General features: G+C 72.4%; 21 protein-coding genes and 1 riboswitch. Of the genes, 8 read left to right on the forward strand and 13 right to left on the reverse strand.

Going from position 1 to position 23,891, the window contains the following annotated elements; genetic code table 11:
• Window positions 1-6: 6 nt before the first annotated feature.
• The 8 genes from DCI01S_RS04430 to DCI01S_RS04465 all read right to left on the reverse strand — a co-directional run bounded on the left by DCI01S_RS04430 (window position 7) and on the right by DCI01S_RS04465 (window position 8,594).
• Window positions 7-678 carry an Abi family protein gene (locus DCI01S_RS04430; protein ID WP_061228131.1) on the reverse strand — a complete coding sequence of 224 codons (672 nt, stop codon included), beginning with the start codon at window positions 676-678 and terminating at the stop codon, window positions 7-9.
• Window positions 679-876: 198 nt separating this feature from the next.
• Complete coding sequence (locus tag DCI01S_RS04435) at window positions 877-1,665, reverse strand: (2Fe-2S)-binding protein (RefSeq protein ID WP_061228132.1); 789 nt, start codon at window positions 1,663-1,665, stop codon at window positions 877-879.
• On the reverse strand, window positions 1,658-2,440 hold the full coding sequence (locus DCI01S_RS04440) for an ABC transporter ATP-binding protein (RefSeq protein WP_061228133.1): 783 nt from the start codon (window positions 2,438-2,440) through the stop codon (window positions 1,658-1,660). Before DCI01S_RS04440 ends, DCI01S_RS04435 begins: the two co-directional genes overlap by 8 nt.
• Window positions 2,437-3,585 carry a FecCD family ABC transporter permease gene (locus tag DCI01S_RS04445; RefSeq protein ID WP_082767639.1) on the reverse strand — a complete coding sequence of 383 codons (1,149 nt, stop codon included), beginning with the start codon at window positions 3,583-3,585 and terminating at the stop codon, window positions 2,437-2,439. The genes DCI01S_RS04440 and DCI01S_RS04445 overlap by 4 nt, the downstream gene beginning before the upstream one ends.
• A gap of 1 nt (window position 3,586) precedes the next feature.
• Window positions 3,587-4,585: an ABC transporter substrate-binding protein gene (locus tag DCI01S_RS04450; protein ID WP_061228134.1), complete on the reverse strand. Its 999-nt coding sequence runs from the start codon at window positions 4,583-4,585 to the stop codon at window positions 3,587-3,589.
• 130 nt (window positions 4,586-4,715) lie between these two features.
• Window positions 4,716-4,811: riboswitch (adenosylcobalamin-variant (AdoCbl-variant) riboswitch) on the reverse strand.
• Between the two features lie 137 nt (window positions 4,812-4,948).
• The gene (locus tag DCI01S_RS04455) at window positions 4,949-5,449 is read right to left on the reverse strand and encodes a beta-class carbonic anhydrase (protein WP_061228135.1); all 501 of its coding nucleotides are present in this window, start codon (window positions 5,447-5,449) and stop codon (window positions 4,949-4,951) included.
• A 65-nt stretch (window positions 5,450-5,514) separates the two neighbouring features.
• Window positions 5,515-6,714 carry an oxidoreductase gene (locus tag DCI01S_RS04460; protein WP_061228136.1) on the reverse strand — a complete coding sequence of 400 codons (1,200 nt, stop codon included), beginning with the start codon at window positions 6,712-6,714 and terminating at the stop codon, window positions 5,515-5,517.
• Between the two features lie 158 nt (window positions 6,715-6,872).
• Entirely contained in the window at window positions 6,873-8,594 is a 1,722-nt protein-coding gene (locus DCI01S_RS04465; RefSeq protein ID WP_061228137.1) for a phosphoenolpyruvate--protein phosphotransferase, read from the reverse strand.
• Between the two features lie 135 nt (window positions 8,595-8,729).
• On the opposite strand from DCI01S_RS04465, the gene DCI01S_RS04470 reads away from it, so the two are divergent.
• The 4 genes from DCI01S_RS04470 to DCI01S_RS04485 all read left to right on the forward strand — a co-directional run bounded on the left by DCI01S_RS04470 (window position 8,730) and on the right by DCI01S_RS04485 (window position 12,956).
• Window positions 8,730-9,497 (forward strand): DeoR/GlpR family DNA-binding transcription regulator, encoded by a 768-nt coding sequence (locus DCI01S_RS04470; RefSeq protein WP_061228138.1) that lies wholly within the window; start codon window positions 8,730-8,732, stop codon window positions 9,495-9,497.
• A complete protein-coding gene (locus DCI01S_RS04475; protein WP_061228139.1) occupies window positions 9,494-10,453 on the forward strand; it encodes a 1-phosphofructokinase family hexose kinase in 960 nt (319 codons plus the stop codon). Before DCI01S_RS04470 ends, DCI01S_RS04475 begins: the two co-directional genes overlap by 4 nt.
• A 63-nt stretch (window positions 10,454-10,516) precedes the next feature.
• Entirely contained in the window at window positions 10,517-12,625 is a 2,109-nt protein-coding gene (locus DCI01S_RS04480; RefSeq protein WP_061228140.1) for a PTS fructose transporter subunit IIABC, read from the forward strand.
• Between the two features lie 73 nt (window positions 12,626-12,698).
• The gene (locus DCI01S_RS04485) at window positions 12,699-12,956 is read left to right on the forward strand and encodes an HPr family phosphocarrier protein (RefSeq protein WP_007629212.1); all 258 of its coding nucleotides are present in this window, start codon (window positions 12,699-12,701) and stop codon (window positions 12,954-12,956) included.
• A gap of 173 nt (window positions 12,957-13,129) precedes the next feature.
• On the opposite strand, the gene DCI01S_RS04490 is transcribed toward DCI01S_RS04485, so the two are convergent.
• Window positions 13,130-14,080, reverse strand: a complete 951-nt coding sequence (locus DCI01S_RS04490; RefSeq protein ID WP_244881647.1) for a dihydrodipicolinate synthase family protein — start codon at window positions 14,078-14,080, stop codon at window positions 13,130-13,132.
• A 357-nt stretch (window positions 14,081-14,437) separates the two neighbouring features.
• On the opposite strand from DCI01S_RS04490, the gene DCI01S_RS04495 reads away from it, so the two are divergent.
• Both DCI01S_RS04495 and DCI01S_RS04500 read left to right on the forward strand, forming a co-directional pair.
• Window positions 14,438-15,883, forward strand: a complete 1,446-nt coding sequence (locus tag DCI01S_RS04495) for a protein adenylyltransferase SelO (protein WP_061228141.1) — start codon at window positions 14,438-14,440, stop codon at window positions 15,881-15,883.
• A gap of 322 nt (window positions 15,884-16,205) precedes the next feature.
• A complete protein-coding gene (locus tag DCI01S_RS04500) occupies window positions 16,206-16,904 on the forward strand; it encodes a hypothetical protein (protein ID WP_061228142.1) in 699 nt (232 codons plus the stop codon).
• On the opposite strand, the gene DCI01S_RS04505 is transcribed toward DCI01S_RS04500, so the two are convergent.
• The 4 genes from DCI01S_RS04505 to DCI01S_RS04520 form a co-directional block, all read right to left on the reverse strand.
• Window positions 16,876-18,510 (reverse strand): FAD-dependent oxidoreductase, encoded by a 1,635-nt coding sequence (locus tag DCI01S_RS04505; RefSeq protein ID WP_082767640.1) that lies wholly within the window; start codon window positions 18,508-18,510, stop codon window positions 16,876-16,878. The genes DCI01S_RS04500 and DCI01S_RS04505 overlap by 29 nt on opposite strands.
• A 30-nt stretch (window positions 18,511-18,540) precedes the next feature.
• Window positions 18,541-19,536 carry an AurF N-oxygenase family protein gene (locus tag DCI01S_RS04510; RefSeq protein ID WP_061228143.1) on the reverse strand — a complete coding sequence of 332 codons (996 nt, stop codon included), beginning with the start codon at window positions 19,534-19,536 and terminating at the stop codon, window positions 18,541-18,543.
• A gap of 165 nt (window positions 19,537-19,701) precedes the next feature.
• Window positions 19,702-20,355 carry a TetR/AcrR family transcriptional regulator gene (locus DCI01S_RS04515; RefSeq protein ID WP_106385233.1) on the reverse strand — a complete coding sequence of 218 codons (654 nt, stop codon included), beginning with the start codon at window positions 20,353-20,355 and terminating at the stop codon, window positions 19,702-19,704.
• Window positions 20,352-21,380: an AraC family transcriptional regulator gene (locus DCI01S_RS04520; protein WP_061228144.1), complete on the reverse strand. Its 1,029-nt coding sequence runs from the start codon at window positions 21,378-21,380 to the stop codon at window positions 20,352-20,354. Before DCI01S_RS04520 ends, DCI01S_RS04515 begins: the two co-directional genes overlap by 4 nt.
• 90 nt (window positions 21,381-21,470) lie before the next feature.
• Here DCI01S_RS04520 and DCI01S_RS04525 point away from each other — a divergent pair, with 90 nt between their 5' ends.
• Both DCI01S_RS04525 and DCI01S_RS04530 read left to right on the forward strand, forming a co-directional pair.
• On the forward strand, window positions 21,471-23,036 hold the full coding sequence (locus DCI01S_RS04525; RefSeq protein WP_061228145.1) for a flavin-containing monooxygenase: 1,566 nt from the start codon (window positions 21,471-21,473) through the stop codon (window positions 23,034-23,036).
• Window positions 23,033-23,866: an SDR family NAD(P)-dependent oxidoreductase gene (locus DCI01S_RS04530; RefSeq protein ID WP_244881648.1), complete on the forward strand. Its 834-nt coding sequence runs from the start codon at window positions 23,033-23,035 to the stop codon at window positions 23,864-23,866. Before DCI01S_RS04525 ends, DCI01S_RS04530 begins: the two co-directional genes overlap by 4 nt.
• Window positions 23,867-23,891 lie beyond the last annotated feature (25 nt).

Below are 23,891 nucleotides of genomic sequence, written 5' to 3' on the forward strand. Positions count from 1 at the left end.
AGTAAGTCAGATTTCCCACCTGAGTAGGCCAGGCACCTGACTACGTTTGTTGATGAACTCTGCCAGCGCGGGGTCGATACATCCCGCGACGCTGAGTAGGTCGCCGTAGCGAGCCTGCACATCTTCCGACCACACCCGGTGGTGGTGGCCGATCCGGTTCCGTAGCTCGCGCAGTCGTTTTACAGGGTCCTGAATGGTCGACTGGTCGCGCGTGGGTGCGTGGGGGAACGCGCCGGCGATATCGGGCCAGAGGAACATCTGGCGGCGGGAGACCATCTGGTGCCAGAACCCGAACGGCAGTTCGGAGATAATCTGGCCGGGGTTCAGCGGCTTGCGGTTTCGCCTGACGCGGCCGATGCTCTCGGCGATGTCTTTGTACGGCTGGCGGTGCTTATCTACTCCGTTGCCGTCGCGACCCAGCTCTCGGAAGTCGTCGAATACCCAATGGCCCGAACGTCCAAGCGCAAGATGACGTTCGGCCAAACGCGCATCGAGAGCATTGCGGAACGCCACCTCGAAGTAGGCGAACGATTGCCAGAAGGCGCCGGAGATCGCGACGTTCCACCGGTACAGTTCCATCGCCATGACGTGATCGCCCTGGGCGCGGGCGAGATAGTGCTGCAGCCGCGCCGGGGCGAAGTGGCGCTCATAGAACGCCCAGTTGCTCGCGCTGGTCACACCTGCCTCCGCTGGGTACTATTGGAGTCGAACACCCCGGACCCGTCCCTGTAGTCCTCCTCGGAGGGCCGATCACACGGCCGGGGTTCTGCTTTTAAACCGCTCCGGTTGCTGCTGCCGCGATTCCGTCCAGCCAGCTCGTCAGCGGCCCGTCTCGGGAGGGGACGCTACCCGGGAGTTCCGGCCCCGTGGGGCGGGCTACATTCGCCGAAGCAGCTCCGCCCGACGGTCGTCCGGGGCGCGGCGCGGGCAGCTCGCGCACTTGCCGCCGTCGGTCGCCACATAGATGAGGCAACACGAACTGCGGCGGACGAACCGTCGCGTCCGGTCGGGGCCCTCCACGTCGACGTAGCGGGCCGGCAGCAGCGGTGGCCTGCACACAGCGAGAGCGAGCTCGACGCCGCGGTTCTCGTCGCCTGCGGCCCGGCCAGCCTCGAGCGCCCGGTTGGCGATGGAGTCCGTGGCGATCGCCCACAACGCCCGCGGTGCCGCGCCCGAGACCTCCGCGAGGGCGGCGATCACCTCGCTGTGGGCCTCCACCAGCGCGTCGGCGAACGCCGCGACCGACGGAAGGAGTCGATCAGACCGCGCCGAGTGGAGATAGCCGTTCGGCTGCAGCGAGACGCTGAGCCGCCCCGGGCGGGGATCGGGCGCGCGTCCGGTGGCGAGCAGCATCGCCAGCGGCGCCGCGACCAGCGTTGAGCTGGCCGAATACCACCACAAAGTCCCGTTCACCCGCGGATCGTCATGGTTCCAGCGCCGGCCGGTGTCCTCCACCCGCCGGGCCAGCCACCGCGGGTCCGTCAGCACCTCCCCGGGCAGGACGGTTGAGGCGTGCTCGATGGTGCGGGCGAAGTCGCCGAGGAGGGCCCAGGCGCCCGCATACGCGGCTGCCACCGTGCCGGGGGTGCGGAGATCGTCGTCGTCGCCGTCGTCACCCACCGGCTCCCCACCCACGCTCGCGCCACCCACCGCTCCGTCACGCATCGGCCAGCCCCACCACGTCGAGGGTGCGGCGACCGTCCGGCCCCGCCCGTACCTGGCCGCGCACGCCGAACACCTCCCGCAGCACCGCGGCGTCCAGGACCTCCTCCGGCGCGCCCGTCGCGACCAGGCGCCCGCGGTGCAGGACGGCGATGGCGTCGCAGTACTCGGTCGCCATCCGCAGGTCGTGGAGTGTGAGCAGCACCGCAAGTCCGCCGGCCGCGAGCTCGCGCAGCAGCGCCAGGACCGACAGTTGCTGGTGGAGGTCGAGGTGGTTGGTGGGCTCGTCCAGCAGGAGGACGTCGGGCTGCTGGGCGAGCGTGCGCGCGATCGACACCCGCTGCCGCTCCCCGCCGGACAGGGCGAGCACGTCCCGGTCGGCGAGCTCGGTCAGCCCGACCTGCGCGAGGACGGTCTCGACGACCGCGGAGTCGTCGGCGCCGAGGGGCTCGAACGGCCCGCGGGTGACCGTCCGGCCCAGGCGCACCGACTCGCGGACCGTGATGCCGCCCAGCGAGACCGGCTCCTGCGTGCTCGCCCCCACCGCGCGGGCGAGCGTACGGCGGCGCAGCGAGCTGATGTCCGCGCCGTCGATGGTGACGTGACCCGCCGTGGTGGGCAGCGCTCGGTAACACGCGCGCAGCAAGGTCGTCTTGCCGCTGCCGTTCGGCCCGACCAGGGCCGTGACCAGACCGGGAGTGACGGTGAGGTCGACGCCGTCGAGGATCTGCCGGCCGCCCAGGCGGGCGGAGACACGGTCCGCGCTGAGGGTGGTCATATCGACGCCCTCCCGTAGCGGCGCCACAGCATCACCAGGAACACGGGCCCGCCCACGACGCCTGTGATGACGCCGACCGGCAGCTCTGTGCCCTCGCGCACCGAGCGGGCCGCGATGTCGGCCAGGACCAGGGCGAGGGCGCCGAGCAGCGCCGCGGTGGGCAGCAGGCGCGCGGACGTCCGGCCCGTGAGGAAGCCCGCGAGGTGCGGGATGAGCAGGCCGATGAACCCGATGGTCCCCGACACCGCCACGGCGCCCGCGGTGAGCAGCGAGACCAGCAGCAGCATGAGGATCCGGAACCGCGGCACGTTGACGCCCATGGCGGTGGCGCCGTCGTCGCCGGTGAGGAGCAGGTCCAGGTGGCGGCTGCACAGCATCACCACCGTGCCGGCGACGGCGAGGATCGCGATCGGCGCCCAGACCATCGTCCACCCGGCGTCGCCGAACCCGCCGGCGAGCCACCGCATGACCGTGCCGAGTTGGTGGTCGTCGCCCAACACCAGCAGCGTGAAGGTGTTGAGCGCGCCGAAGACCATCGTCATGGCCGCCCCCACCAGCACGATGGCGGTGGTGTCGTGGGCGCGGCGGGCCACCAGCACCACTCCGGCCAGCGGTAGCAACGCGCCGACGAACGCGGCCATGGGCAGGGTGAACACGCCCCACATCCCGGCGCCCACCCCGAGGACAGTGAGGGCGACGACGCCGAAGCCCGCGCCCGAGGAGACCCCGAGCAGGTACGGGTCCGCGAGCGGGTTGCGGGTCACCGCCTGCGCCACACCGCCCGCGACGGCCAGGGAGGCGCCCACGGCCGCCGCCATGAGCGCGCGGGGCAGTCGCGACTCGAGGACGATCGCCTCGCGGGCATCGGTCCACCATGGCTCGAACGCGCCCGGGGCGAAGCGGTGCGCGACGATCGCCCAGACGTCTCCGATCGGGATGGACACCGAGCCCAGCGAGACGCCCGCCGCGATCGACACCGCGAGCAGGGCCGCGAGCGGCAGGCAGATGAGCGTGAGCGGGCGACGTCCGGTGGGCACCGCGGGCGGGACGGAGGCGGCGACCGGGTCCGTGGCCGCGGCGGTGCCTACCGTGTCGGTGGTGTCGGGGCTGTGCTCCGTGCGACGGTTCTCGGCTACCGACGTCATGTCACTGCCCGAACGCGTGCGGGTGCAGTTCGCGGGCGATCGCCTCGGTGGAGGTCGTCATCCGCGAGCTCTCGAAGAAGTCAGACAACGGAACCACCACGATGCGGTCCTCCCGCATCGCCGGGGTGGTGGCCATGATGGGCTGGGCGCGCAGGTAAGCGATCTTGTCCTCGGCGCTCGTGGCTCCGTAGTCCAGCACCACGATCGCCTCCGGGCGGCGCTCGCCGAGGATCTCCCACGTGGTCTTGAGGTAGGGACGGTCGCCCTCGGAGAAGATGTTGTCCGCGCCCGCGTATTCGCCGATGAGCTGGCCGATGCCCACCCCGCCGATGGTCGTGGGTTCGGCCTCTCCGCTGTCGTAGAAGAAGGTGGGGAGCCCGGTCACGCCCGCGGCGTCGAGCGTCGCGCGGACGTCCTCCATCTCGTCGGTGATCCGGTCCGTCAGATCGCGGGCGCCGTCCTCGACGCCGAGGACGCGGCCGAGCTGGGAGAAGTCGGTCTCGAGCATCGACAGGTCCGGGAAGCCCTCGCCGCAGTACTCGGAGAACAGGAACGTGTTGATGCCCGCGGCCTCGAGGGCGTCGCGGCTGCGGCCCTCCTTGTCGTCGAACGCACTGCGCATCCCGGCGACCACCAGGTCGGGCTCGAGGTCCACGATCTGCTCCCAGGTGGGGTACTCCTCGGCCAGGGAGGGGATGGCGTGGAACTGGTCGGCGACCTCCGGCAGCACATCGTTCTGCTCGCCGTAGCCCATCCCGACGATCCGGTCGCCCGCACCCAGCTGGATGAGGGTCTCGGTGACGTGGTCGTTCATCGAGATGATGCGCTGCGGCGGCTCGGTGTAGGCGGCCTCGCGCTCGCAGTTGGCGATGGTGACCGGGTTGGCGAAGGGCTCGGCCGCGCCACCGCTCTCGAGCGCCTCGCCGCGGGAGCAGCCGGCGAGCGCCAGGCCGGTCACGAGCAGCGCGGCCAGCGCGGTTCTGGGGTGGTGACGGAACATGATCAGACCTCGGATCGTGTCGTGTGGTCGACGACCACGGCAGACCCGCAGGACGGCTGGCGTCGAGGACGCCACGTCACCTGACAGGACCCCGGATCGCAGACCTCGGCGATGACTGGTGGAGTCAGGCCTCCGGGCAGGCGATCGGGCTCGCCGCCACTTGTGGTAGCGGCACACCGTTGCGGGTCAGCGCCGGATTCTCACCGGTCTTTCCCTGCGTCCGGAAGTCGGTAGTTCATGTCGAGCATAGGCACACCGCGCCGCGCGGAGGTAGTCGTCTCCAGCTCAGCCACCTGCGTCGACGGCCAGCGCCGCCTCAACCGTGGGATGACGCCAGAGTCGTCGACGGCCGCGCCGGGCGGGCTACTCTTCGCGCTGGACCTCACGCAGTTCGCCGGTGGACACGTCGTAGACGAACCCGCGCACCGCGGTGCTGTGCAGCAGGAAGGGGTCGGATTCCACGCGGGCGATCGACTGGCGGACGTCGGCCTCCGGCTCCGGGAACGACTCGGGCGCCCAGCGCGGCCGCAGCCCGGTGTCGGACTGGATCTGATCCTTGAAGTCGTCGTCCCGGAAGGTGAGCATCCCGCAGTCCGTGTGGTGGATGAGGACGATCTCCTCGGTCCCGAGCAGTCGCTGGCTGATGGTGAGCGATCGCGAGACATCGTCGGTGACGACCCCGCCCGCATTGCGGATGACGTGGGCGTCGCCCTCGGTCAGGCCCAGCAGGCCGTACGGGTTGAGGCGGGCGTCCATGCAGGCCACGACGGCGACCTTGCGTCCGGGCGGCATGGGGAGATCGCCCTTGTCGAAGTCGGACTGATAGGCCTTCGCGGCCTCGAGCAGCTCATCGGTGACGGTCATGGCCGCAGGTTAGTCCCGGCCGGCCGGACCCGACGGGGTTTGGCTCGCAATGGCGGGAACCGTTGTCAGGCCGGGGCGCGGAGCGGCGCCTCATGCGCCTCGCGGTCGAACTCCGGAAGTGGCTCGGCCGCCCGCAGGGCCCGGGCGATCGCCGGATCAGCCAGGTGCATCCGGCCGATGGAGATGAGATCGAACTCGCCACGCTCCATGCGCTCCACGACCGAATCGATGTTGTCCGCCGCCACGGCCACCTTGCCCGACTTCTGCTCGCGCAGGGACGTCCCGATCCCCACGCCGCCCACGGCGCCCGCCGGCTTACCCGTGAGCCTGCGGGCCCACCCGGCGAGGGTGACCTCGCCGTCGTCACCTTCCAGGTCGGGGAACGCCGAATCGCTGAAGCGCCTGGTCGACGCGTCGAACAGGTCGACGCCCGCCTCGGCGAGTGCGCCGAGGTAGACGCCGAGTTCGTCGGGGTCGGTGGCCTTGAGGACCGTGTAGTCCTGCTGCGTGTGCTGCGAGAAGCGGTAGAACAGCGGCGCCTCCGCGCCGATGGCCTCACGGACCGCCGCCACGACTGCTGCGGGGAAGCGGCTCCGCGCCGCCAGGCCGCCGCCCCACTCGTCGGTGCGGCGGTTGGTATCGGCCCAGACGAACGCATCCAGCAGGTAGCCGTGGCCGCCGTGCAGGGTGACCCCGTCGAACCCGGCCTCGAGGGCATACCGTGCCGACCGGGCGAAGGCGCCGATCACGTCGGCGATGTCCGACTCGGTCATCGGCTCCACCGCCGGCGACCAGCGCTCGATGCTCCGATCCGAGTACGTGGTGACGCCCGGCGTACCCCACAGGCCCGACGGACGCATGGGGTGCATCGCCATGAGGCGGTCGCGGCTCCCGCGATCGAAGCGGGCGTTGGCGCCCCACAGCGGACCGACGTGCCACAGCTGCGCCATGATCCGGCCGCCCGCGGCGTGCACGGCGTCCGTCACCACGCGCCACGCCGCCACGGACTCCGGACCGTCGAGGCGCGGGATCGCGGAGTGGTCGACCGACGTGGGGTGGTCCACGCCGATGCCCTCGGTGACGACCAGCCCGGTACCGCCTGCGGCGCGGGCCGCGTAGTAGTCCCGGTTGATCTCGTCGGGCAATCCGCCCGGGCAGCCCATCCGCGTCATCGGCGACATGACCAGGCGGTTGGCCAGGTGCAGTGAGCGGACGTCGAGCGACCGGAACAGGGTTTCACGACCGGGGGCGACCAGCGGATTCATGATGTGAGACCTCGTGATTCTCGGTGTGGCGACGAAGGCGGAGTCCTGATCTGGACACTCTTGTCGTTGACAGGCGTCAAGTGTAGACCAGCCAATGGTGTTCGCGGAGGTCCTCGAAGTGGCGCTCCGCCGACGCCGCCCGCGTACCCGGCGCCCCCTCAGCCGCGGGCGGCGCGGACCGCGTCCCGGGCGTCGCGGGCCGTGTCGCTGTCGAGCGCGATCCGGGCGAACTCGCGGCACTGCTGGAGCGTGACCCCGGCCAGCGCGGCGCCGACGTGGGGGAGGGCGGCGGTGGCCACCGACAGCGAGGTGACGCCGAGCCCCAGCAGGACGCAGGCGAGGTCCGGGTCGGCCGCCGCTTCGCCGCACACGCCCACCGGGATCGACCGGCCGTCGGGGGAACGGCCGGCGGCGTCGGCGACCGTGCGGATGAGTCGCAGCACCGCGGGCTGCCAGGGATCGGTGAGGGCGGCCAGGTCGGGGGACATCCGGTCGGCTGCCATGACGTACTGGGTGAGGTCGTTGGTGCCGACGGACAGGAAGTCCACGTGCGGCAGGAAGCGGTCCACCGCCACGGCGACGGACGGCACCTCGACCATGATCCCGGGCGTGAGGCCCCGGCCGCGGCAGCGGTCGGCGAAGTCGCGGGCCTCGTGGACGGTGGCCACCATCGGCGCCATCACCCACGGTGAGGACTGCGCTCCGCCGACCTGCCGGCCGGCCGCCGCGAGGGCGTCGAGCTGGCGGTCCAGTAGCCCGCGGTCGAGCAGGTCCACGCGGATCCCGCGCACGCCGAGGGCGGGGTTGTCCTCCTCGGTCATCCCGGCGAACGCGAGCGGCTTGTCCGAGCCGGCGTCGAGGGTCCGGGTGACGACGCGCGCGTCGGAGAAGGCGCCGAGCACTCGGGCGTAGAGCGCGACCTGCTCGTCGTGGGTCGGCTCGTCGGCCCGGTCGAGGAACGCCAGCTCGGTGCGGAACAGGCCGATCCCCGCGGCCGGGCCGGCGGCGGCCGCCTCCGCGCCGTCGCCGTCCTGGACGTTGGCGAGCAGGGAGACCGCGTGGCCGTCGGCGAGGGCGGCGGGTCCGGTCCAGCTCGCCGCCGCGGCGCGGCTGCGCCGGTCCGCCTCGGCCGCCGCAGCGGCCGGGCCCTCCTCGGGCTCGACCGTGACGGTGCCCGCGGCGGCGTCGACGAGCACGCGGGTGCCGTCGGCGACGGCGGACAGGCCTCCCGCGGCGACCATGCAGGGGATGCCCAGCTGCCGGGCGATGATCGCGGTGTGTGAGGTGGGGCCGCCCTGCTCGCACACGATCGCCAGCACGAGGGCCGGGTCGAGGCCGGCGGTGTCGGCGGGGGCCAGGTCGTCGGCCAGGAGGATGCCGGGTTCGTCGAACTCGGGGATCCCCGGTTCGGGCAGGCCGCGCAGTTCGGCGACCACCCGGGCGCAGAGATCGCGCAGGTCGGTGATGCGTTCGGCCTGCCGGCCGCCGATCTTGGCGAACTTCGCGGCGAAGCTCTCGGTGGCGGCGACCGCCGCGGCCTCGACCGCCGCGCCCTTCTTCAGCTCCTTGGTGACCTCCTTGGCCCAGCCGCGGTCGCGGGCGAGTACGGCGTTGGCGGTGAGCACCTCGGCGCTGACGCCGGTCGCCAGGGCGGCCCGCTGGTCGAGGCGGTCGGCGACGGTGGCGGCCGCGGCAGCGAAGCGCTCGCGACCGCGCTCGACGGCCTCCTGGTCCACCGCGCCCGGCGTGTCCGGGGCGGCGGCCGGGGCGGGCCCGTCAAGGGCGTCGGGCCGGACCACCCATCGGGCGGGCCCGTGGGCGAGTCCGGCGACCACGCCGGTGCCGCGGATGACCGCCCCGGCCTTCGACTGCTGCGTCATTGGGAGCTCCTAGCGGACCGGGCACCCGCGCCCGGCCGATCGAGTGGTTCTGTGACGAGAATAACTAAGACCGCTTGACTTTCCAACCGTTTCGGGCAGAATCCAACACACTCGGTCACAGGCGAAAGGCTCACCATGTACGGCAGCGAGCGACGACGGCGCATCACGGAGACCCTCGCCGCGTCCGGGCGGGTCACCGTGGCCGAACTCGCCGCCGACCTCGACGTGAGCGCCGAGACCATCCGCCGCGACCTGTCGGTCCTGGAATCAGAGGGCCACCTCGAGCGCACGCACGGCGGCGCGGTGTGCGCGGTCCCGGGTGGTCGTGTGGAGCGGACCCTCGCCGCGCGCCGGTCGGAGAACGTCGAGGCCAAGACCGCGATCGGCCGGGCCGCGCTTCGCCTGCTGCCCGCCGCCTGCGGGACCGTGCTGGTCGACGCAGGCTCCACCACCGCGGCCCTCGCCGAGGCGCTGCCCGCCGACCACGGGCTGACGGTCATCACCAACTCGGTCCCCGTCGCCGACGGCCTGCACCGCGCGGCGACCGACGACCTGCACGTGCTCGGCGGGACGGTCCGCGGCCTCACCGGCGGGTGTGTGGGCGCGTCGGTGCTTCGGGCGCTGGAGGCGATCCGCGTGGACGTGGCGTTCGTCGGCGCCAACGGCCTCCACCCCGACCGCGGCCTCACCACCCAGGACCCGGACGAGGCGGCGGTGAAGAACGCCATGTGCGGCGCCGCGCGGCGGGTGGCGGTGCTCGCCGACTCGAGCAAGTTCGGCCACGAGTTCCTCGTCTCGTTCGCCCGCCTCGACCAGATCGATGTGCTGGTCACCGACTCGCCCCCGCCCGGCCCGCTCGCCGCCGCGCTGGACACCCACGGAATCGAGGTCGTGCTGCCATGATCGTCACGCTCACCATGAACCCGTCGGTGGACCGCACCGCGCAGCTGCCGGCGCCGCTCGCCGTGGGCGGGGTCAATCGCATAGCGGCCGTCGACGACTCACCCGGCGGAAAGGGCGTCAACGTCGCACGTGTGGTGGCTGCCGGCGGGGTGGAGGCGCGCGCGGTGTTCCCCGCGCCTCCCGAGGACCCGTTCGTGACGATGTGCGCCGCGACCGGCGTCGCGACATCCGTGATGCCGACGACCGGGGCCGTGCGGATCAACCTCACCCTCGCCGACCCCGAGGGCACCACCACCAAGATCAACTCCCCTGGCCCCGAGCTCGATGCCGCCACGCTCGACCGGGTCCGGTCCACGATCGCCGACCTCGCCCGCGACGCGCAGTGGGTGGTGCTGTGCGGATCCCTGCCGCGCGGCGTGGAGGACGACTTCTACGCCGACCTGGTCACCGCCCTGCGTCCGGCGGGGGCGCGCCTCGCCGTCGACACCTCCGACGCGCCCCTGGCAGCCCTCGCCGCGCGACTCCCGGACGCCGCGCCGGACCTGGTCAAACCCAACGGCGAGGAGCTCGGCCAGCTCGCCGGCGTCGACGGTGCGGAGCTGGAACGACGCGCCGCCGACGGTGACACCGGACCCGTGGCCGCCGCCGCACGCGCCCTGCGTGAGCGGGGCGTCGGCGCGGTCCTGGTCACCCTGGGCGGTGCCGGAGCAGTCCTGGTCGACGACGACGAGACGTGGTTCGCGAACGCCCCCGCCGTGCAGGTCAGGTCCACGGTCGGGGCCGGCGACTCCGCGCTCGCGGGATATCTGCTCGCCGGGGCCCGCGGACTCCCGCCGCGGGACCGTCTCGCATGGGCCGTCGGTCACGGCAGCGTGGCCGCCTCCCTGCCCGGCACCGGACTACCGCTGGGCCTCGACCCCGCCACCTTCCGCGCCACGCTCAGGCGCCTCGACTGAGGTCCCCGTCCCCGCCCCCCCTCTCACCGCGAACCCCTTCTCACCACGACACGGAGCACGGCCATGAACCAGCCCATCATCGAGACCGCCACCGTGCGGCTCGACGCCGACCTCGGCGGCACCAAGCAGGAGGTGATCCGGGCGCTGGCCCGGACCCTCGTCGACGCCGGCCGCGCCGATGACCACGACACCCTGGTGCGCGACCTCCTCGCCCGAGAGGACAAAGCGGCCACCGGCATGAAGGGCGGGATCGCGATCCCGCACTGCAAGTCCGAGGCCGTGACCTCACCGAGCCTCGCGTTCGCCCGACTCGACCCGCCCGTCGACTTCGGCGCCAAGGACGGACCCGCCGACCTCGTACTGATGATCGGCGCCCCCGCCGGCGGCGGCAAGGAACACCTCAAGCTGCTCGCCACGCTCGCGCGGAACCTCGTGCGGGCCGAGTTCGTGGACGCCCTCCGGGCGGCCGCCACGGCCGAGGACGCGGTCGCGGCCATCGAGAAGGTGCTCGCCGCGCAGGAGCAGAAGGCCTCGTCGTCGTCCTCGTCGGCGCCCGCCCCCACGGCGTCCGGCGGCGGGGCGGCGACCACAACCGACGGTGGTGGCGACGCGCCGCTGCGCCTGGTCGCGGTGACCGCCTGCCCCACCGGCATCGCCCACACCTACATGGCCGCCGACTCCCTGGCCCAGGCCGCGCAGGCGCGTGGCGTCGATCTGCAGGTGGAGACCCAGGGCTCGGCGGGCGCCACCGCCCTCGACCCGGGCGTGATCGAGGCGGCCGACGCGGTCGTGTTCGCCACCGACGTCGGCGTCCGCGACCGCGGCCGCTTCGCCGGCAAGCCCGTCGTCGAGTACGGCGTGAAGAAGGCCATCGACGCCCCCGACCGGGTCCTCGACGAGGCGCTGGCCGCCGCGCGCGACCCCCGCGCCCGTCGCGTGTCGGCCGACTCCGGCGACGGCTCGGGGACCGCCGCGTCGGGCGCGTCCGGCGCCGACGAGCACTGGGCCCGCGGACTGCAGCGCGCGGTGATGACCGGCGTGTCCTACATGATCCCGTTCGTCGCTGCCGGCGGACTGCTCCTCGCGCTCGGCTTCCTCTTCGCCGGCTACGACGTCGCGTTCGTGTGGCAAGAACTGTCCACCTCGTTCACGCTCACCGACCTGCCCGGCGAGGTCTGGTACCTCGACGGCGAGATCGTCTCCGCCGGCACCGCCGGCGCCGAGGCCCTCACCCACGCGGGCCTGCGCCTCTACATCGGCGCAGTGCTGTTCGCGATCGGCCAGGCGGCGATGGGGTTCATGATCGCCGTGCTGTCGGGGTACATCGCCTACGGCCTGGCCGACCGCCCCGGCATCGCCCCGGGCTTCGTCGGCGGTGCGCTGTCCGCGACCCTCGGTGCCGGCTTCATCGGCGCCCTGGTCACCGGCATCCTCGCCGGCTACCTCGTGCGCTGGATGACCACGTGGAAGACCCCGCGCTGGCTGTCCGGCCTCATGCCCGTCGTGCTCATCCCGTTGATCGGCTCGCTCGCGATCGGTCTGCTCATGTTCCTCCTGCTCGGCCGCCCGCTGGCCGCGCTCACCGAGGCCATGGAGTCCTGGCTCGGCGGCATGACCGGCTCCTCGGTGATCCTGCTCGGCGTGATCCTGGGTCTGATGATGTGCTTCGACCTGGGCGGGCCCGTCAACAAGGCGGCATACACGTTCGCCACCGCCGGACTGGTCGCCGACAACCCCGCGACGCTGCGGATCATGGCAGCGGTGATGGCCGCCGGCATGGTCCCGCCGCTGGCGATGGGCCTGGCCACCGTCGTGCGCAAGCGGCTGTTCAGCCCGGCCGAGCAGGAGAACGGCCGCGCCGCGTTCCTGCTGGGCGCGAGCTTCATCTCCGAGGGCGCCATCCCGTTCGCCGCCGCCGACCCGCTGCGCGTGATCCCGTCGATGATGGCCGGCGGCGCCGTGACCGGCGCGCTGATCATGGCGTTCTCCGTGGAGTCGTACGCGCCCCACGGCGGCCTGTTCGTGGTGTTCGCCATCAACCCGGTCTGGGGCTACCTACTGGCGATCCTCGCCGGGACCCTGGTGGCGTGCGCGGCCGTGGTGGCCGCCAAGTCCGCGCGCCGCACCCCGGCAGTGGCCCCGGCCGCCGCGGCCGAGCCGGTCGCGGCCTGACCGCCCACCCTGCACGATGGCGGCAAGGCCCGACCCCCGCGCCCCCGCCACCCACCCCACAGGAGGAGACACCATGGCCAGCACCACCGTCATCGTCGGATCGGCCGAGGGCCTGCACGCCCGCCCGGCCGGCATCATCGCCGAGGCCGCCGAGAAGTACGACACGGACATCGAGATCACCTTCGACGGCGAGGAGGCCGACGCCGCCTCCGCGATGCTCATCATGGCACTCGGTGCGGAGAAGGGCGCCGAGGTCACGGTGAGCGGCGACGACGCCGACGCCGTCGCCGAGATCGCCGCCCTCATCGAGCAGGACCTCGACGCCGACTGAGTCGGCGCTGCGCCCGCCCGGCACTCACCGTCGAGAAGACGGTTCCGCCCGTATCGCCCGAGAGGCGACGTGCGAAACCGTCTTCTCGATGAGGACGAGGGCCCGGCGCCGGACCCAGGCGACCTCCGGCGAGGGGACGGCTCAAGTATGAGCCCGCCGGGGTGAACCTGTTGTTATTTCGCGAGCGACAGTGCGGTGAGGACGGTCTCCACCTCGGCCCGGTCACGTCCCCGCAGACCCAGGAGTGGTCGGGGCAGGCAATGCCCCGGAGCCAGTCCGAGCAGTTCGGCGACCGCCGCCACCACCCGCAGGCTCCCGTGCCGGACGAACAGGTCCCACAGTAAGGCGAGCCGGTCCGACGCGGCGAAGGCCTCCCCGCTGTCGCCCGCCAGCGCCGAGCGGGCGATCTGGAGGGCAGGGCCGGGCAGGGTGCCGGCGAGGACGGAGTACCAGCAGTCGCAGCCACCGAGGAGCGCCGCGGCGGCCGAGGGATCGCCGGAGACCCCCAACCCGACGCGCGCGGGCACGGCCTCCCGGAGCCGCGCTATGTGGTCGCGCGCGGCCTCGGCGGCGGGTGGGGGCGGCGGGATCTTGATCGACGCGACCGCGGGAAGCTCAGTCAGACGGGCGTAGAGCTCGGGCGTGAAGTCGAACCGGGTGGTGCCGGGGTTGTCGTAGACCACCATCGGGACGGACAGCTCGGTCGCGACGTCGGTGTACAAGCCCACCACGTCGTCGGCGGTGAGCGGCTGGTAGCTCATGGGGGCGAGCATGACCGCGGCGGCGCCGGCCGCCTGCGCGTCGTGGGCGAGCGCCCGCGCGTGGGAGGTGCGCAGCGCGCTGATGCCGACGATCACCGGGGTTCCGCCCGCGTGCCGAACGGTCAGCTCGGCCACGCGGCGCCGCTCGGCCCCGTCGAGGTAGGCGTACGAGCCGGTCGAGCCCAGGGCGCCGATCGAGTCGATCCCGGCGCGCGCCAGCCGCTCGACGATCCCCGCGTATGCGTGCTCGTCGACACGGTCGTCGCGCAGCGGGGTGAGGGGGAACGCGCTCAGGCCGGTGGTCACGCCCGCGCCGACCGCCTCCGCGGCCGCGCGCGCCGCCCCGGCCCGGTCGGCGGTCACAGCCTCAGCACCCGTCCGCACACCACCGGGTGCACCTCGTCGCAGCACTCGGCGACGGTCTGGTTGAGCGCACCGAGCAGGTCCCATGCCGGGCCTCCTTCGTCGTTGTGGTGACCTGACTCTAGAGGGTCGCGGGACGTGTCGATCCCCTGATGGCGGCGCCCGACGGCAGGGTTTCCGGGCAGCAGTCGACTGGTGACGTCGTGATGGGCGGCGTCGGCGAGCGGGCCGGCGTGCTCAGGGAGCCCGGCGTGTGTGGGGTCCGTCGCCGCCGAGCCCGGTCCCGCTCAGCCATCGACGGCGGCTCCCAGTCCTTCTGGCCTGACGCGGAACCGCACACGGACGTACCGTCGGGGTATGACCCCGCAGGCAGCATCGCCCGTCTCCCTCGGTTCCCGGTACGCCACCGAGTTCCCCGAGCTCGGGGTGCCGTGGAAGGCGGCCGAGGCGCCGGATCCGCGCCTCCTCGCACTCAACGAGCCGCTGGCCGCCGAGCTGGGACTGGACCCGGAGTACCTGCGCGGTGAGGAAGGGGTGCGCCTGTTCACCGGCAACCACGTGCCGGACGGCGCCACGCCCTTCGCCCAGGCGTACGCGGGCCACCAGTTCGGCGGATACTCGCCGCGTTTGGGCGACGGCCGCGCGCTTCTGCTCGGCGAGCTGCCCGACGGTCGCGACCTGCACCTCAAGGGCTCGGGCAGGACCCCCTTCGCGCGCGGTGGCGACGGCCTGGCCGCTGTGGGACCCATGCTGCGCGAGTACCTCATCAGCGAGGCGATGCACGCCCTCGGCGTGCCCACCACCCGCTCACTCGCCGTGGTGGCGACGGGCAACACCGTGTACCGCGAGACGCCGTTGCCCGGCGCGGTGCTGGCGCGGGTCGCCGCGAGCCACCTGAGAGTGGGGACGTTCCAGTTCGCGCGGTCGACCGACGACGGCGAACTGTTGCGTCGGCTGGCCGACCACGCCATCGCCCGGCACCACCCGCACGCCGCGGACGCGGAAAACCCGTACCTGGAGCTGTTCACCTCCGTCGTCGGCACCCAGGCCGACCTCGTGGCGCGCTGGATGCTGCTCGGGTTCATCCACGGCGTCATGAACACCGACAACACGACCATCTCCGGCGAGACCATCGACTACGGGCCGTGCGCGTTCATGGACACCTTCGACCCGGCGACCGTGTTCAGCTCGATCGACACCGGTGGCCGCTACGCCTACGCCAACCAACCGCCGGTGCTGCAGTGGAACCTCGCCCGCTTCGCCGAGACTCTCGTGCCGCTCATCGATCCGGACCCGGAGGAGGCGGTCCGCCTGCTCACGGAGGTCCTCAACACCTACCCGGAGAGGTACCAGCAGACGTGGACGGCCGGGATGCGGGACAAGCTGGGACTGTCGGCCGAGGTCCCGGACGCCGAGGCGGACGACCTGATCGAGGAGCTGTCCCGGCTCCTCAACGCGACCCGGCCCGACCACACCGGCTTCTTCCACGCCCTCGGTGCGGCCGCGGCCGGGGACACCGCGCCGGTCCGGGAGCACGTCGGCACCCTGGCGGAGGGCTGGCTCTCGACGTGGCGGGCCCTCGGACCCGACCAGGGATCGATGGCCCGTGCCAATCCGCTGTACATCCCGCGCAACCACCTCGTCGAAGAGGCCCTCGACGCGGCCACGGCAGGGGACATGGGACCGTTCTTCGAACTCCTCGTCGTCGTCACCGATCCCTACACCGAGCGCCCGGGGCGCGAGCGCTACGCACAACCGGCCCCTCCGGACGCCGCGAAGCACGTCACCTACTGCGGAACCTGAGCCGGATCTCATTACCGTACAGGCGTCTTGACAGGAAACATTTACTTATTGACTCTGCCGTTTGTCAGCCGTTCGTATGACACTGAGGTTGTTACATCAATCTCGTGGAGCGCCGGTGGGCGCCCTGGGGGTCATGCAGTGCGGATATTCATCGCGGACAGCGACGGCGGCTACCGGCAGCCCTCGAGGATACTCGGGCGGTTCGTCGACAACCTGGCGGACTGGACAGGCGCCCGGGACACCGTCAGGGTGCAGTGGCCGACCCCGGGGCAGGTGAACCCGCGACGGTCCCCACACCTGGGAATCCGCGGCCGCCGCCGGCGTGGCCGACCTCAGCCGGCTCGTGCGCCTGCATCCGTCGGACCCCCTCGTGCTCATCGGGGTCTGCAGCGGAACGCGCGTCATCTACGACTGGATGGACGCCCACCCGGAAGACATCGACCGCGTGGTGGCCGTCGGGATGATCGGCGACCCTCACCGGCCGTGTGACCGCTGGCTCGACGGCACCCCGGACCCCGGGGGGCAGGGCGTGGCCGGCCCACGACGCGGCCCGATCCCCGACCGCACCCTGTGGGTGTCCGTGCCGGGGGACCCGCTGAGCGGCGTGCTCCCGGACTGCCTCCTGAAGGGCGTCGTCCGCGCCTCGACCCTGTCCCCCGACCAGGTCTACGACGAGCTGCTCGAGGACCTGCCGGACACCCGGCCGCGCCTGGCCGCCCGACTCAAGCTGGCGCAGCAGCCCGCGCAGTGGTCGCCGCAGCTCCTGCGCAGACTCGACGACGCCGTGGCAGTCCTGGCGACCTATCGGGAACGCGAGTACGCGGCCCTGTACGAGTTCGGTGAGGGCGGGGCGTCCCCGCTGACGCGGCTCGGCGCGGCCATCGTCGACCGCGTCGAGGCATGTGGCCGCGAGAGCGGCGGCCACTCCGGTGATGTCACCGGCCACGGCCCCGGTTCGGGGGCCGGCTGTTCCAACGGCGCGCGGCCGAAGCTCAGCGAGTGCGCATCCGGGATGGCGTAGCGAACGGCCGGTTCCGGCCCGCGGCGCCGAGCAGGTCCTCGAACGCCGCCGCGGACCGGGGCGTGGGGAGCAGCCCCCCGTTGGCGTCGGCGAGCAGTGAGTTCACGGTCTCCCGCGCGCACGTCTTGTTGGTGCCGAGGAACCCGCGCGGGCCGCGCTTGATCCAGCCCACGACGTACAGGCCGGGGACGACGCTGCCGCCGACGGCGTCGAGGACGCGGCCCTCGCGGCTGGGGATCGTCGCGGTGTCCGGGTCGAACGGCACGCCCGGCACCTCGACCCCGCGGTAGCCGACCGAACCCAGCACGAGACCCGCCGGGATCGTCTCCTCCGAACCGGGCCGGGGCACGGCGCGGACCCGGCCCGTCTCGCCGCCGACGAGGTCCGTGCGCACCACGCGCAGGCCCTCGGCCCGCTCCGTGCCCACGACCTCGACCGGGGCGGTCTGGAATCGCAGGACGATCCGGCGGCGCTCGGTGTCGCCGGTGTCGCCGGTGGCGGCGGTGACGCCGGGGCCGCTGGTGCCGTCCGCGGGCACGGCCTCTCCGGCGGGGCGGGCCGCGATGCGGGCCAGGTACTCCGCCTTCAGCCGACCCTGGCGGGTGGTCGCGGCGTCGGGGTCGATGCCGTCCGGGGCGTCGACGCGCAGGTCGATGTCGTCCCGCGCGGCGAGTCCGACCAGCTCGGGCAGCGTGAACGCGGCGTGCTCCGGGCCGCGGCGGCCGAGCACCACGACCTCGCGGACCCGGCTGTTTCGCAGCGCCTCGAGGGCGTGGCGGGCGATGGAGGTGTCGGCGAGCCGCTCCGGGTCGGTGGCGAGGATGCGCGCGACGTCGAGGGCCACGTTGCCGTTGCCGACGATCACCGCGCGCTCGTGGTCCAGCGGGACGTGGGCGTCCGCGTGGTCGGGGTGGTCGTTGTACCAGGCCACCACTTCCGTGGCCGACGTGCTCCCGGGCAGATCGGTGCCGGGGATGTCCAGCGGGCGGTCCGTGCCGGCGCCGGTCGCGTACACCACCGCGTGATGATGGGCCGCCAGTTCCGCGGCCGTGACGTCCTCGCCGACGTGCACCCCGAGGCGGTACCCGAACCCGGGCTGGTCCTCGATCGCCCGGAACAGGTCGGCGACCGCGCGCGTGCTGGTGTGGTCGGGCGCCACCCCGTGCCGGGCCAGGCCGTGCGGCACGGGCAGGCGCTCGAACACCGTCACCTCCACCCCGGGCTGGCGGAGCAGCTCGTCGGCGGCGTACAGCGCGGCCGGGCCGGCGCCCACCACGGCCACCCGCACGGTCGTGCGCGTGGGGCCGAGGCGCACGAGCGTGGGGACGCGCGCCTGCGGCCGGGAAGGGCGGTCGTCACCGGTCAGGTCGGCGTTGATCTGCAGGAAGGCGCGCTGCTCCGGGGCCAGCTCGGTGTGCGGCACGATCGCCCCGACCGGGCACGCCCCCACGCACGCCCCGCAGTCCACGCAGGACACCGGGTCGATGTAGAGCATCTCCGCCGTGGCGAAATCCGGCTCGTCGGGCGTCGGGTGGATGCAGTTGACCGGGCACGCGTGGACGCAGGAGGCGTCGGCACAGCAGGCCTGGGTGATGACGTGGGGCATGGGTGGGCGCCTGTCCGGGAGGGGGTGTGGTCAGTCGCGGAACGCCACGGGTGGTTCGCCCCGGTACCGCGAGGGTCGTCCGTCGATCTTCAGGGCCTTCCACAGCCGGCGGGACGTCCGGTTCATCAGTCCAGACTCCTCGGCCAGCATCCGGACGTCACCGAAGAGGTCGGACAGGAACCGCCGCGACTCGGGGTTGTCCCAGTAGAGTTCGCGGACGACCTCGTCGGGGATGTCGAAGGTCTCCCGGAACTCGCGGGTCGGCTTGAGGATCGCGTCGCACAGCACCCGCATGATCACCGGGAACGCCAGGGAGACGAGGTACGCGTCCCGGCGGGACAGCTTGGGGGCGTTGCGCGCGACGTAGGTGTGCGCGAACGAGATGTGGCGCGCCTCCTCGGCGATGTGGATCTCCATGATCCGCGACAGCACCGGCGGCAGCGAGTCCGAGTTGCGCAGGACCTGCTTCTGCGTGTGGTCGATCGGCTCCTCGCCGGCCAGTACGGCGATGAAGAAGGCGACCGGGAAGCGACCGGCGGCCAGCGGGAGGAGCGGTGAGAGTCGCCGCAGCCAGCGCGGCATGCCAGGGACGTCCGCCCCGATCTGGTTGACGCCCTGCTGGAACATCTGCGTGTGGTGGCATTCCTCGGTGGCCTCGTGGGTGAGGTACCGGAATTCCGCGGAGCCGTTCTCGGCCGTGAAGACGTACTGCATGATCCCGCGGATGAGGATGTTCTCGAACTGCAGGCCCACCTTCATGATGTTGGCCTGACGCCACAGCCCGATCTCGATCTGCTTCTCCAGCGGCTGGGACTTGTACCAGGGGTGACCACCGAGCGGATCGAGCCCGGCGGGCAGGACCCAGCGCTCGTCCGTGGGGTCCACGGAGAAGTCAGGGTGGTCCCAGGCGATGTCCTTGAACGGGTCGAAGCTGCGGTGCACGGAGGCGTGCGACAGGCGGCGGAGCGTGTCCTCGTACTCGTCTGTGCTCGTCGTGGGGGCGGGTGCGGGTGCGGCTGCGGACATGATCTTCCTTCCGGTCACCGACCCGGCGGGTCGGGAGGCGTGGAATCCAGCGGATGAGACAGAGAGACATCCGCGATCTATTTGTCCCTGACGCTAGACACAGGCCGTCGATTCGTCAAGCAGTCATGGGGGGATTGTCAGCTCTGCCGGCGCGCACCGCGCGGGTCAGCGCTGCGGGTGCGCACCGAGGAGGGGGCCGAGGTGGTTCCGGGCGAAGCCCCGCGCGACGGTGGGGTCGTCGAGGTCGATGGTCGTCGACGGCGTGAGGACGAAGGAGACGACCAGTCGGGCGGTCAGTTCGGCCACGACCAGCACCTCTTCGTCGCTGCGCGGCTCGGGGGCGGCGCGGCTGATCTCCGCGGCGAGGAAGTGAGCGGCGGCGGTGATGAGCGGCGCGCCCTGGACGGTGAAGTGGGGGACCGTCGCCTCGGGCTCGGTCTCGAGGAGGCGGTTGAGCAGGTCATGGTCGCGGAGCGTCTGCACCGTGAACGCGAAGCCCTCGGTGAGTTTGTCCTCGATGGATTCGTGCGCGTCGAGTTCCTTCTGCAGGTCCGCGAGGAACCACGACGCCTCGCGCAGCAGCGTCGCCTCGACGAGTTCCTGCTTGTTGGCGAACCTGCGGTACAGGGTCATCCGCGCCAGGCCCGCCCGCCGGGTGATGTCGTTCATCGTCGACCGGGCGATCCCGACACTCTCGAACTGCGCGGCGGCCGCGTCGAGGAGCTGTTCGCGGATCGGGTCGTCGACCTCGACGGCGTCCGGCAGTCCGCGTCCGGAACGGAGCATCGCCAGGGGGTCGGACGACGGGTTCTCGCTCATGGGGTCGATTGTCCCACCCCGCCGTGGCCGTGCCGGACCTCGCGCGCGGTCATGCCCCACCACCGGCGCGCGTACTGGCTGAAAGTGGTCGCGTCGCCGAGGTCGAGGGCCGAGGCGATCTGGTACAGCGGGATCTCCGTGGTGGTGAGCAGCCGCGCGGCGACCTCACGACGGACCTCGTCGCGGACCGCGGAGAAGCTCGTGCCCTCGCCCGCCAGGCCGCGCTGCAGCGAGCGGGGTGACATGGACAGCAGCCCGGCGATCCGCGCCAGGGACGAGGCGCCGGCGTCGAGGGACTGCTGGAGCGCCGCGCGGGTCCGGTCGGTCAGGCTCCGGCGGTCGGTGGGCACGTGCTGCTCGAGGTACCGCAGCGCCAGCTGTTGCACGGCGTCGTCGCCGCCCGAGATCTCCCGGCCCAGAAGGTCGGACGGCACGCGCAGGACGGCGGACGGGGTCGACGGCGTGACCGGCGCGCCGAAGAGGGCCTCGTACTGCGCGGCGTGGGTGTTGAGCGGGCCTGGGAGCTCGACGGAGAGCAGCCCGTAGTCGCCGCCGAGCACGGTGCGCATGGCCCGGTGCAGGAAGAGCAGCACGAGGTCGACGGCCTGGGGCGGGATGAGCTGGGCGGGGTCCCGGTAGCCGAACCGCACGCCCAGCACGTCCGGCTCACCGCGCGGATCGGGGACGACGGTGATCTCTATCGACCTCGAGTGGAAGAACAGGTACTTGGAGGTCATCTCGAGCGCCTCGGTGGTGGTGCGCGCGTTCTTCACGACCACCGCGACAGGACCGAGCATGTCGAGGTCCTGGTGTTCGGCCACGCGCAGCCCGAGGTCGGGGCATCCGAGTTCGGCGGCCGCGGTCTCCAGTAGGAGCGCGATCGCCAGGTCCTCGACCAGCATCTCGTCGCTGTCCAGGGCGCCGTGGGGCAGGCCGGATCGCCGCGCGAGGTCGTCGGCGTCGCCGCCGAGCCCGGACACGACGGCGCGGACGCCACGCAGTCCTGCGGATCGGATGAACGCCATGGGAGCACTCTGGGCGACGTGGCGCGAAAGAGCAACTTGTTGGCGCATTGCGGAAACCCTCGCCCGCCGCGGGCGGTTACGGTACCTGGCATGACTGGAAGCACCCACCTCCCGGACGGGCCGGGCACCGAGCCCGCCGACCCGCTGGACCTGCTCATCGTCGGGGCGGGGATGTCGGGCATAGACCTGGCCCACCACGTCCACCGCGCCTTCCCGGACTGGCGCTGGGAGATCCACGATGTCCACGACGACCTGGGCGGGACCTGGCACACCTTCCGCTACCCGGGCATCCGCTCGGACTCGGACATGGCGACCTTCGGCTTCCCCTTCCGTCCCTGGCCCCACGACTCGACGCTCGGCAACGGCGAGGACATCAAGGAGTACATCCGCGACACCGCCCGCGAGGCCGGCGCGCTCGACCGTCTCCAGCTGGGCTCGTGGGTCGCGGACGCCGACTGGCGGAGCGACGTACAGATGTACCGCGTGACCTGCCGGAACGCCGACGGCGAGCGCATCGTATGGGCCCGCCGCGTGCACTTCGGCTCCGGCTACTACTCGCACTCCGAGGGTTTCCGCCCGGAGTTCCCGGGCGAGAATGACTTCCGTGGGCGGATCATCCACCCGCAGCAGTGGCCGGAGGACCTCGACTACGCCGGCCGACGGTTCGTGGTGATCGGCTCGGGCGCGACCGCGGTGACGTTGGTCCCGGCGCTGGCGGAGCTCGGCGCGGACGTGACGATGCTGCAGCGCACTCCGAGCTACATCGGCCCGCTGCCCGGGAAGGACGTCATCAGCGCGGTATGGAGGCGGTTGCTGCCGGCGCCGTGGGACCACCGGGTGGCCCGCCTCAACCACGGCGCGCGCGACACCGCGCAGTTCGTGATCGCGCAGCGCCTGCCGTGGTTGTTCAAGGCGGCGCTGCGGGCGATGCAGCGACGCTACCTGCCGGCGGAGGAGATCGACCGGCATTTCACGCCGCCGTACCGGCCGTGGGACCAGCGCGTGTGCAAGGCCCCCGACGGTGACATCTTCCGCGTCATGCGCCGTGGCGCCGCGCGGGTGGTGACCGGGCACATCGACCGGTTCACCGAGAGCGGCATCCGCCTCACCACGGGCGAGCACGTCGACGCGGACGTCATCATCACCGCGACGGGCCTGCGGCTGCAGGTCTTCGGGGGCGGCACGCTGAGCATCGACGGCGAGCCGCTCGACGTCCCGTCGCTGGCCACGTACCGCGGCATGATGCTGGCGGGCGTGCCCAACGTCAGTTTCACCGTGGGCTACATCAACTCGTCGTGGACCCTGCGCGCGGACCTGGTCTCGCGCTACATGGTCCGCCTGTGGGGGTCCGGTGAGGAGGTCTACGCGCCGCGAATGCCCGACGGCCCGGCCGATCAACTCCTGCTGGACTTCGACGCCGGCTACATCCGGCGCGACGGCCACCTGTTCCCCAAGCAGGGCGCCGCGCGGCCGTGGCGCTACGTGCAGAACTTCCTGGTGGAGATCCCCGAGCTCGCGTTCGGTGACCAGCGCCGGGAGATGGCGTTCGGGGAGGACGTGGTCCTGACCGGCGCCCGCCGCGCGCCGGGCGCCGGTGGTGCCGCCGTGCGTGAGGTGACCGAGATGAGCGACGACGACGAGGTGGCGCGATCATGACCCGTTTCCTTCCGCGCCGGAGCGCCGGACGGTCCGGGCGGGCCGCCTCCGACGGTCCGGGCAGGCGCGTGCTCATCACCGGGGCGGCCTCGGGGCTGGGCCTGGCGCTGGCCCGGGAGTATCTGGAGCTCGGCGACGAGGTGATCCTCACCGACGTCCACGCCGATCTGCCCGCGGCTGTACGGGGGCTGCCCGGGCGGTGGTCGTACCGCCGTCTGGACGTCACGTCCGACGCCGACTGGGCGGCCGCCGCCGAGGACGTCGACTCACTGGACGTCCTCGTCAATAACGCCGGCATCGCGGTCGGGGGTTCGCTGGAGACCACGTCCATGGAGTCGTGGCGGCGGATCGTGGACATCAACCTGCTCGGCGTCGTGCGGGGTTGTCGAGCGCTCGCGCCGAAGCTCGGCCGGGGCGGCCGCCTGGTCATCACCGCCTCGGCGGCGGGTCTCGTCCATGCGCCGAAGATGGGGGCCTACAACGCGACCAAAGCCGCCGCGGTCGCGCTGGGGGAGACCCTCGACGCCGAGCTGCGGCCGCGCGGGGTGTCCACGTCGGTGATCTGCCCGCAGTTCTTCCGGTCGGGTCTGGCCGACTCGCTCTCCGGCGACGACCCGAAGGCGGACGACATGGCGAGGAAGCTCCTCACGAGGACGCCCCTGACGTCGGAGATCATCGCGCGACGGTCGGTGCGCGGCATCGAGGCCCGTCGGGTGGTCATCACGCCCGACGCCCTGGCCACTATTTTCTGGTACTCCAAGCGCTTCTCCCGCGTGCCGTTCCTCGGCTCGACGCGCCTCATCGGCCGGGTGGTGGCGCGCACGGGCTGAACTCCGCCGGCAGGCGCCAGCTCGC

This window comes from Dietzia cinnamea NBRC 102147 (assembly GCF_001571065.1).
GTDB classification, from domain to species: domain Bacteria; phylum Actinomycetota; class Actinomycetes; order Mycobacteriales; family Mycobacteriaceae; genus Dietzia; species Dietzia cinnamea.

What these genes read in the sequence shown, in the direction of transcription:
- DCI01S_RS04435 (WP_061228132.1), bottom strand. Translation starts at nt 1,665, where the DNA reads ATGCGTGACGGAGCGGTGGGTGGCGCGAGCGTGGGTGGGGAGCCGGTG.
- DCI01S_RS04525 (WP_061228145.1), top strand. Translation starts at nt 21,471, where the DNA reads ATGACTGGAAGCACCCACCTCCCGGACGGGCCGGGCACCGAGCCCGCC.
- DCI01S_RS04455 (WP_061228135.1), bottom strand. Translation starts at nt 5,449, where the DNA reads ATGACCGTCACCGATGAGCTGCTCGAGGCCGCGAAGGCCTATCAGTCC.
- DCI01S_RS04530 (WP_244881648.1), top strand. Translation starts at nt 23,033, where the DNA reads ATGACCCGTTTCCTTCCGCGCCGGAGCGCCGGACGGTCCGGGCGGGCC.
- DCI01S_RS04475 (WP_061228139.1), top strand. Translation starts at nt 9,494, where the DNA reads ATGATCGTCACGCTCACCATGAACCCGTCGGTGGACCGCACCGCGCAG.
- DCI01S_RS04505 (WP_082767640.1), bottom strand. Translation starts at nt 18,510, where the DNA reads ATGCCCCACGTCATCACCCAGGCCTGCTGTGCCGACGCCTCCTGCGTC.
- DCI01S_RS04470 (WP_061228138.1), top strand. Translation starts at nt 8,730, where the DNA reads ATGTACGGCAGCGAGCGACGACGGCGCATCACGGAGACCCTCGCCGCG.
- DCI01S_RS04485 (WP_007629212.1), top strand. Translation starts at nt 12,699, where the DNA reads ATGGCCAGCACCACCGTCATCGTCGGATCGGCCGAGGGCCTGCACGCC.
- DCI01S_RS04520 (WP_061228144.1), bottom strand. Translation starts at nt 21,380, where the DNA reads ATGGCGTTCATCCGATCCGCAGGACTGCGTGGCGTCCGCGCCGTCGTG.
- DCI01S_RS04440 (WP_061228133.1), bottom strand. Translation starts at nt 2,440, where the DNA reads ATGACCACCCTCAGCGCGGACCGTGTCTCCGCCCGCCTGGGCGGCCGG.
- DCI01S_RS04510 (WP_061228143.1), bottom strand. Translation starts at nt 19,536, where the DNA reads ATGTCCGCAGCCGCACCCGCACCCGCCCCCACGACGAGCACAGACGAG.
- DCI01S_RS04480 (WP_061228140.1), top strand. Translation starts at nt 10,517, where the DNA reads ATGAACCAGCCCATCATCGAGACCGCCACCGTGCGGCTCGACGCCGAC.
- DCI01S_RS04515 (WP_106385233.1), bottom strand. Translation starts at nt 20,355, where the DNA reads ATGAGCGAGAACCCGTCGTCCGACCCCCTGGCGATGCTCCGTTCCGGA.
- DCI01S_RS04460 (WP_061228136.1), bottom strand. Translation starts at nt 6,714, where the DNA reads ATGAATCCGCTGGTCGCCCCCGGTCGTGAAACCCTGTTCCGGTCGCTC.
- DCI01S_RS04445 (WP_082767639.1), bottom strand. Translation starts at nt 3,585, where the DNA reads ATGACGTCGGTAGCCGAGAACCGTCGCACGGAGCACAGCCCCGACACC.
- DCI01S_RS04495 (WP_061228141.1), top strand. Translation starts at nt 14,438, where the DNA reads ATGACCCCGCAGGCAGCATCGCCCGTCTCCCTCGGTTCCCGGTACGCC.
- DCI01S_RS04450 (WP_061228134.1), bottom strand. Translation starts at nt 4,585, where the DNA reads ATGTTCCGTCACCACCCCAGAACCGCGCTGGCCGCGCTGCTCGTGACC.
- DCI01S_RS04465 (WP_061228137.1), bottom strand. Translation starts at nt 8,594, where the DNA reads ATGACGCAGCAGTCGAAGGCCGGGGCGGTCATCCGCGGCACCGGCGTG.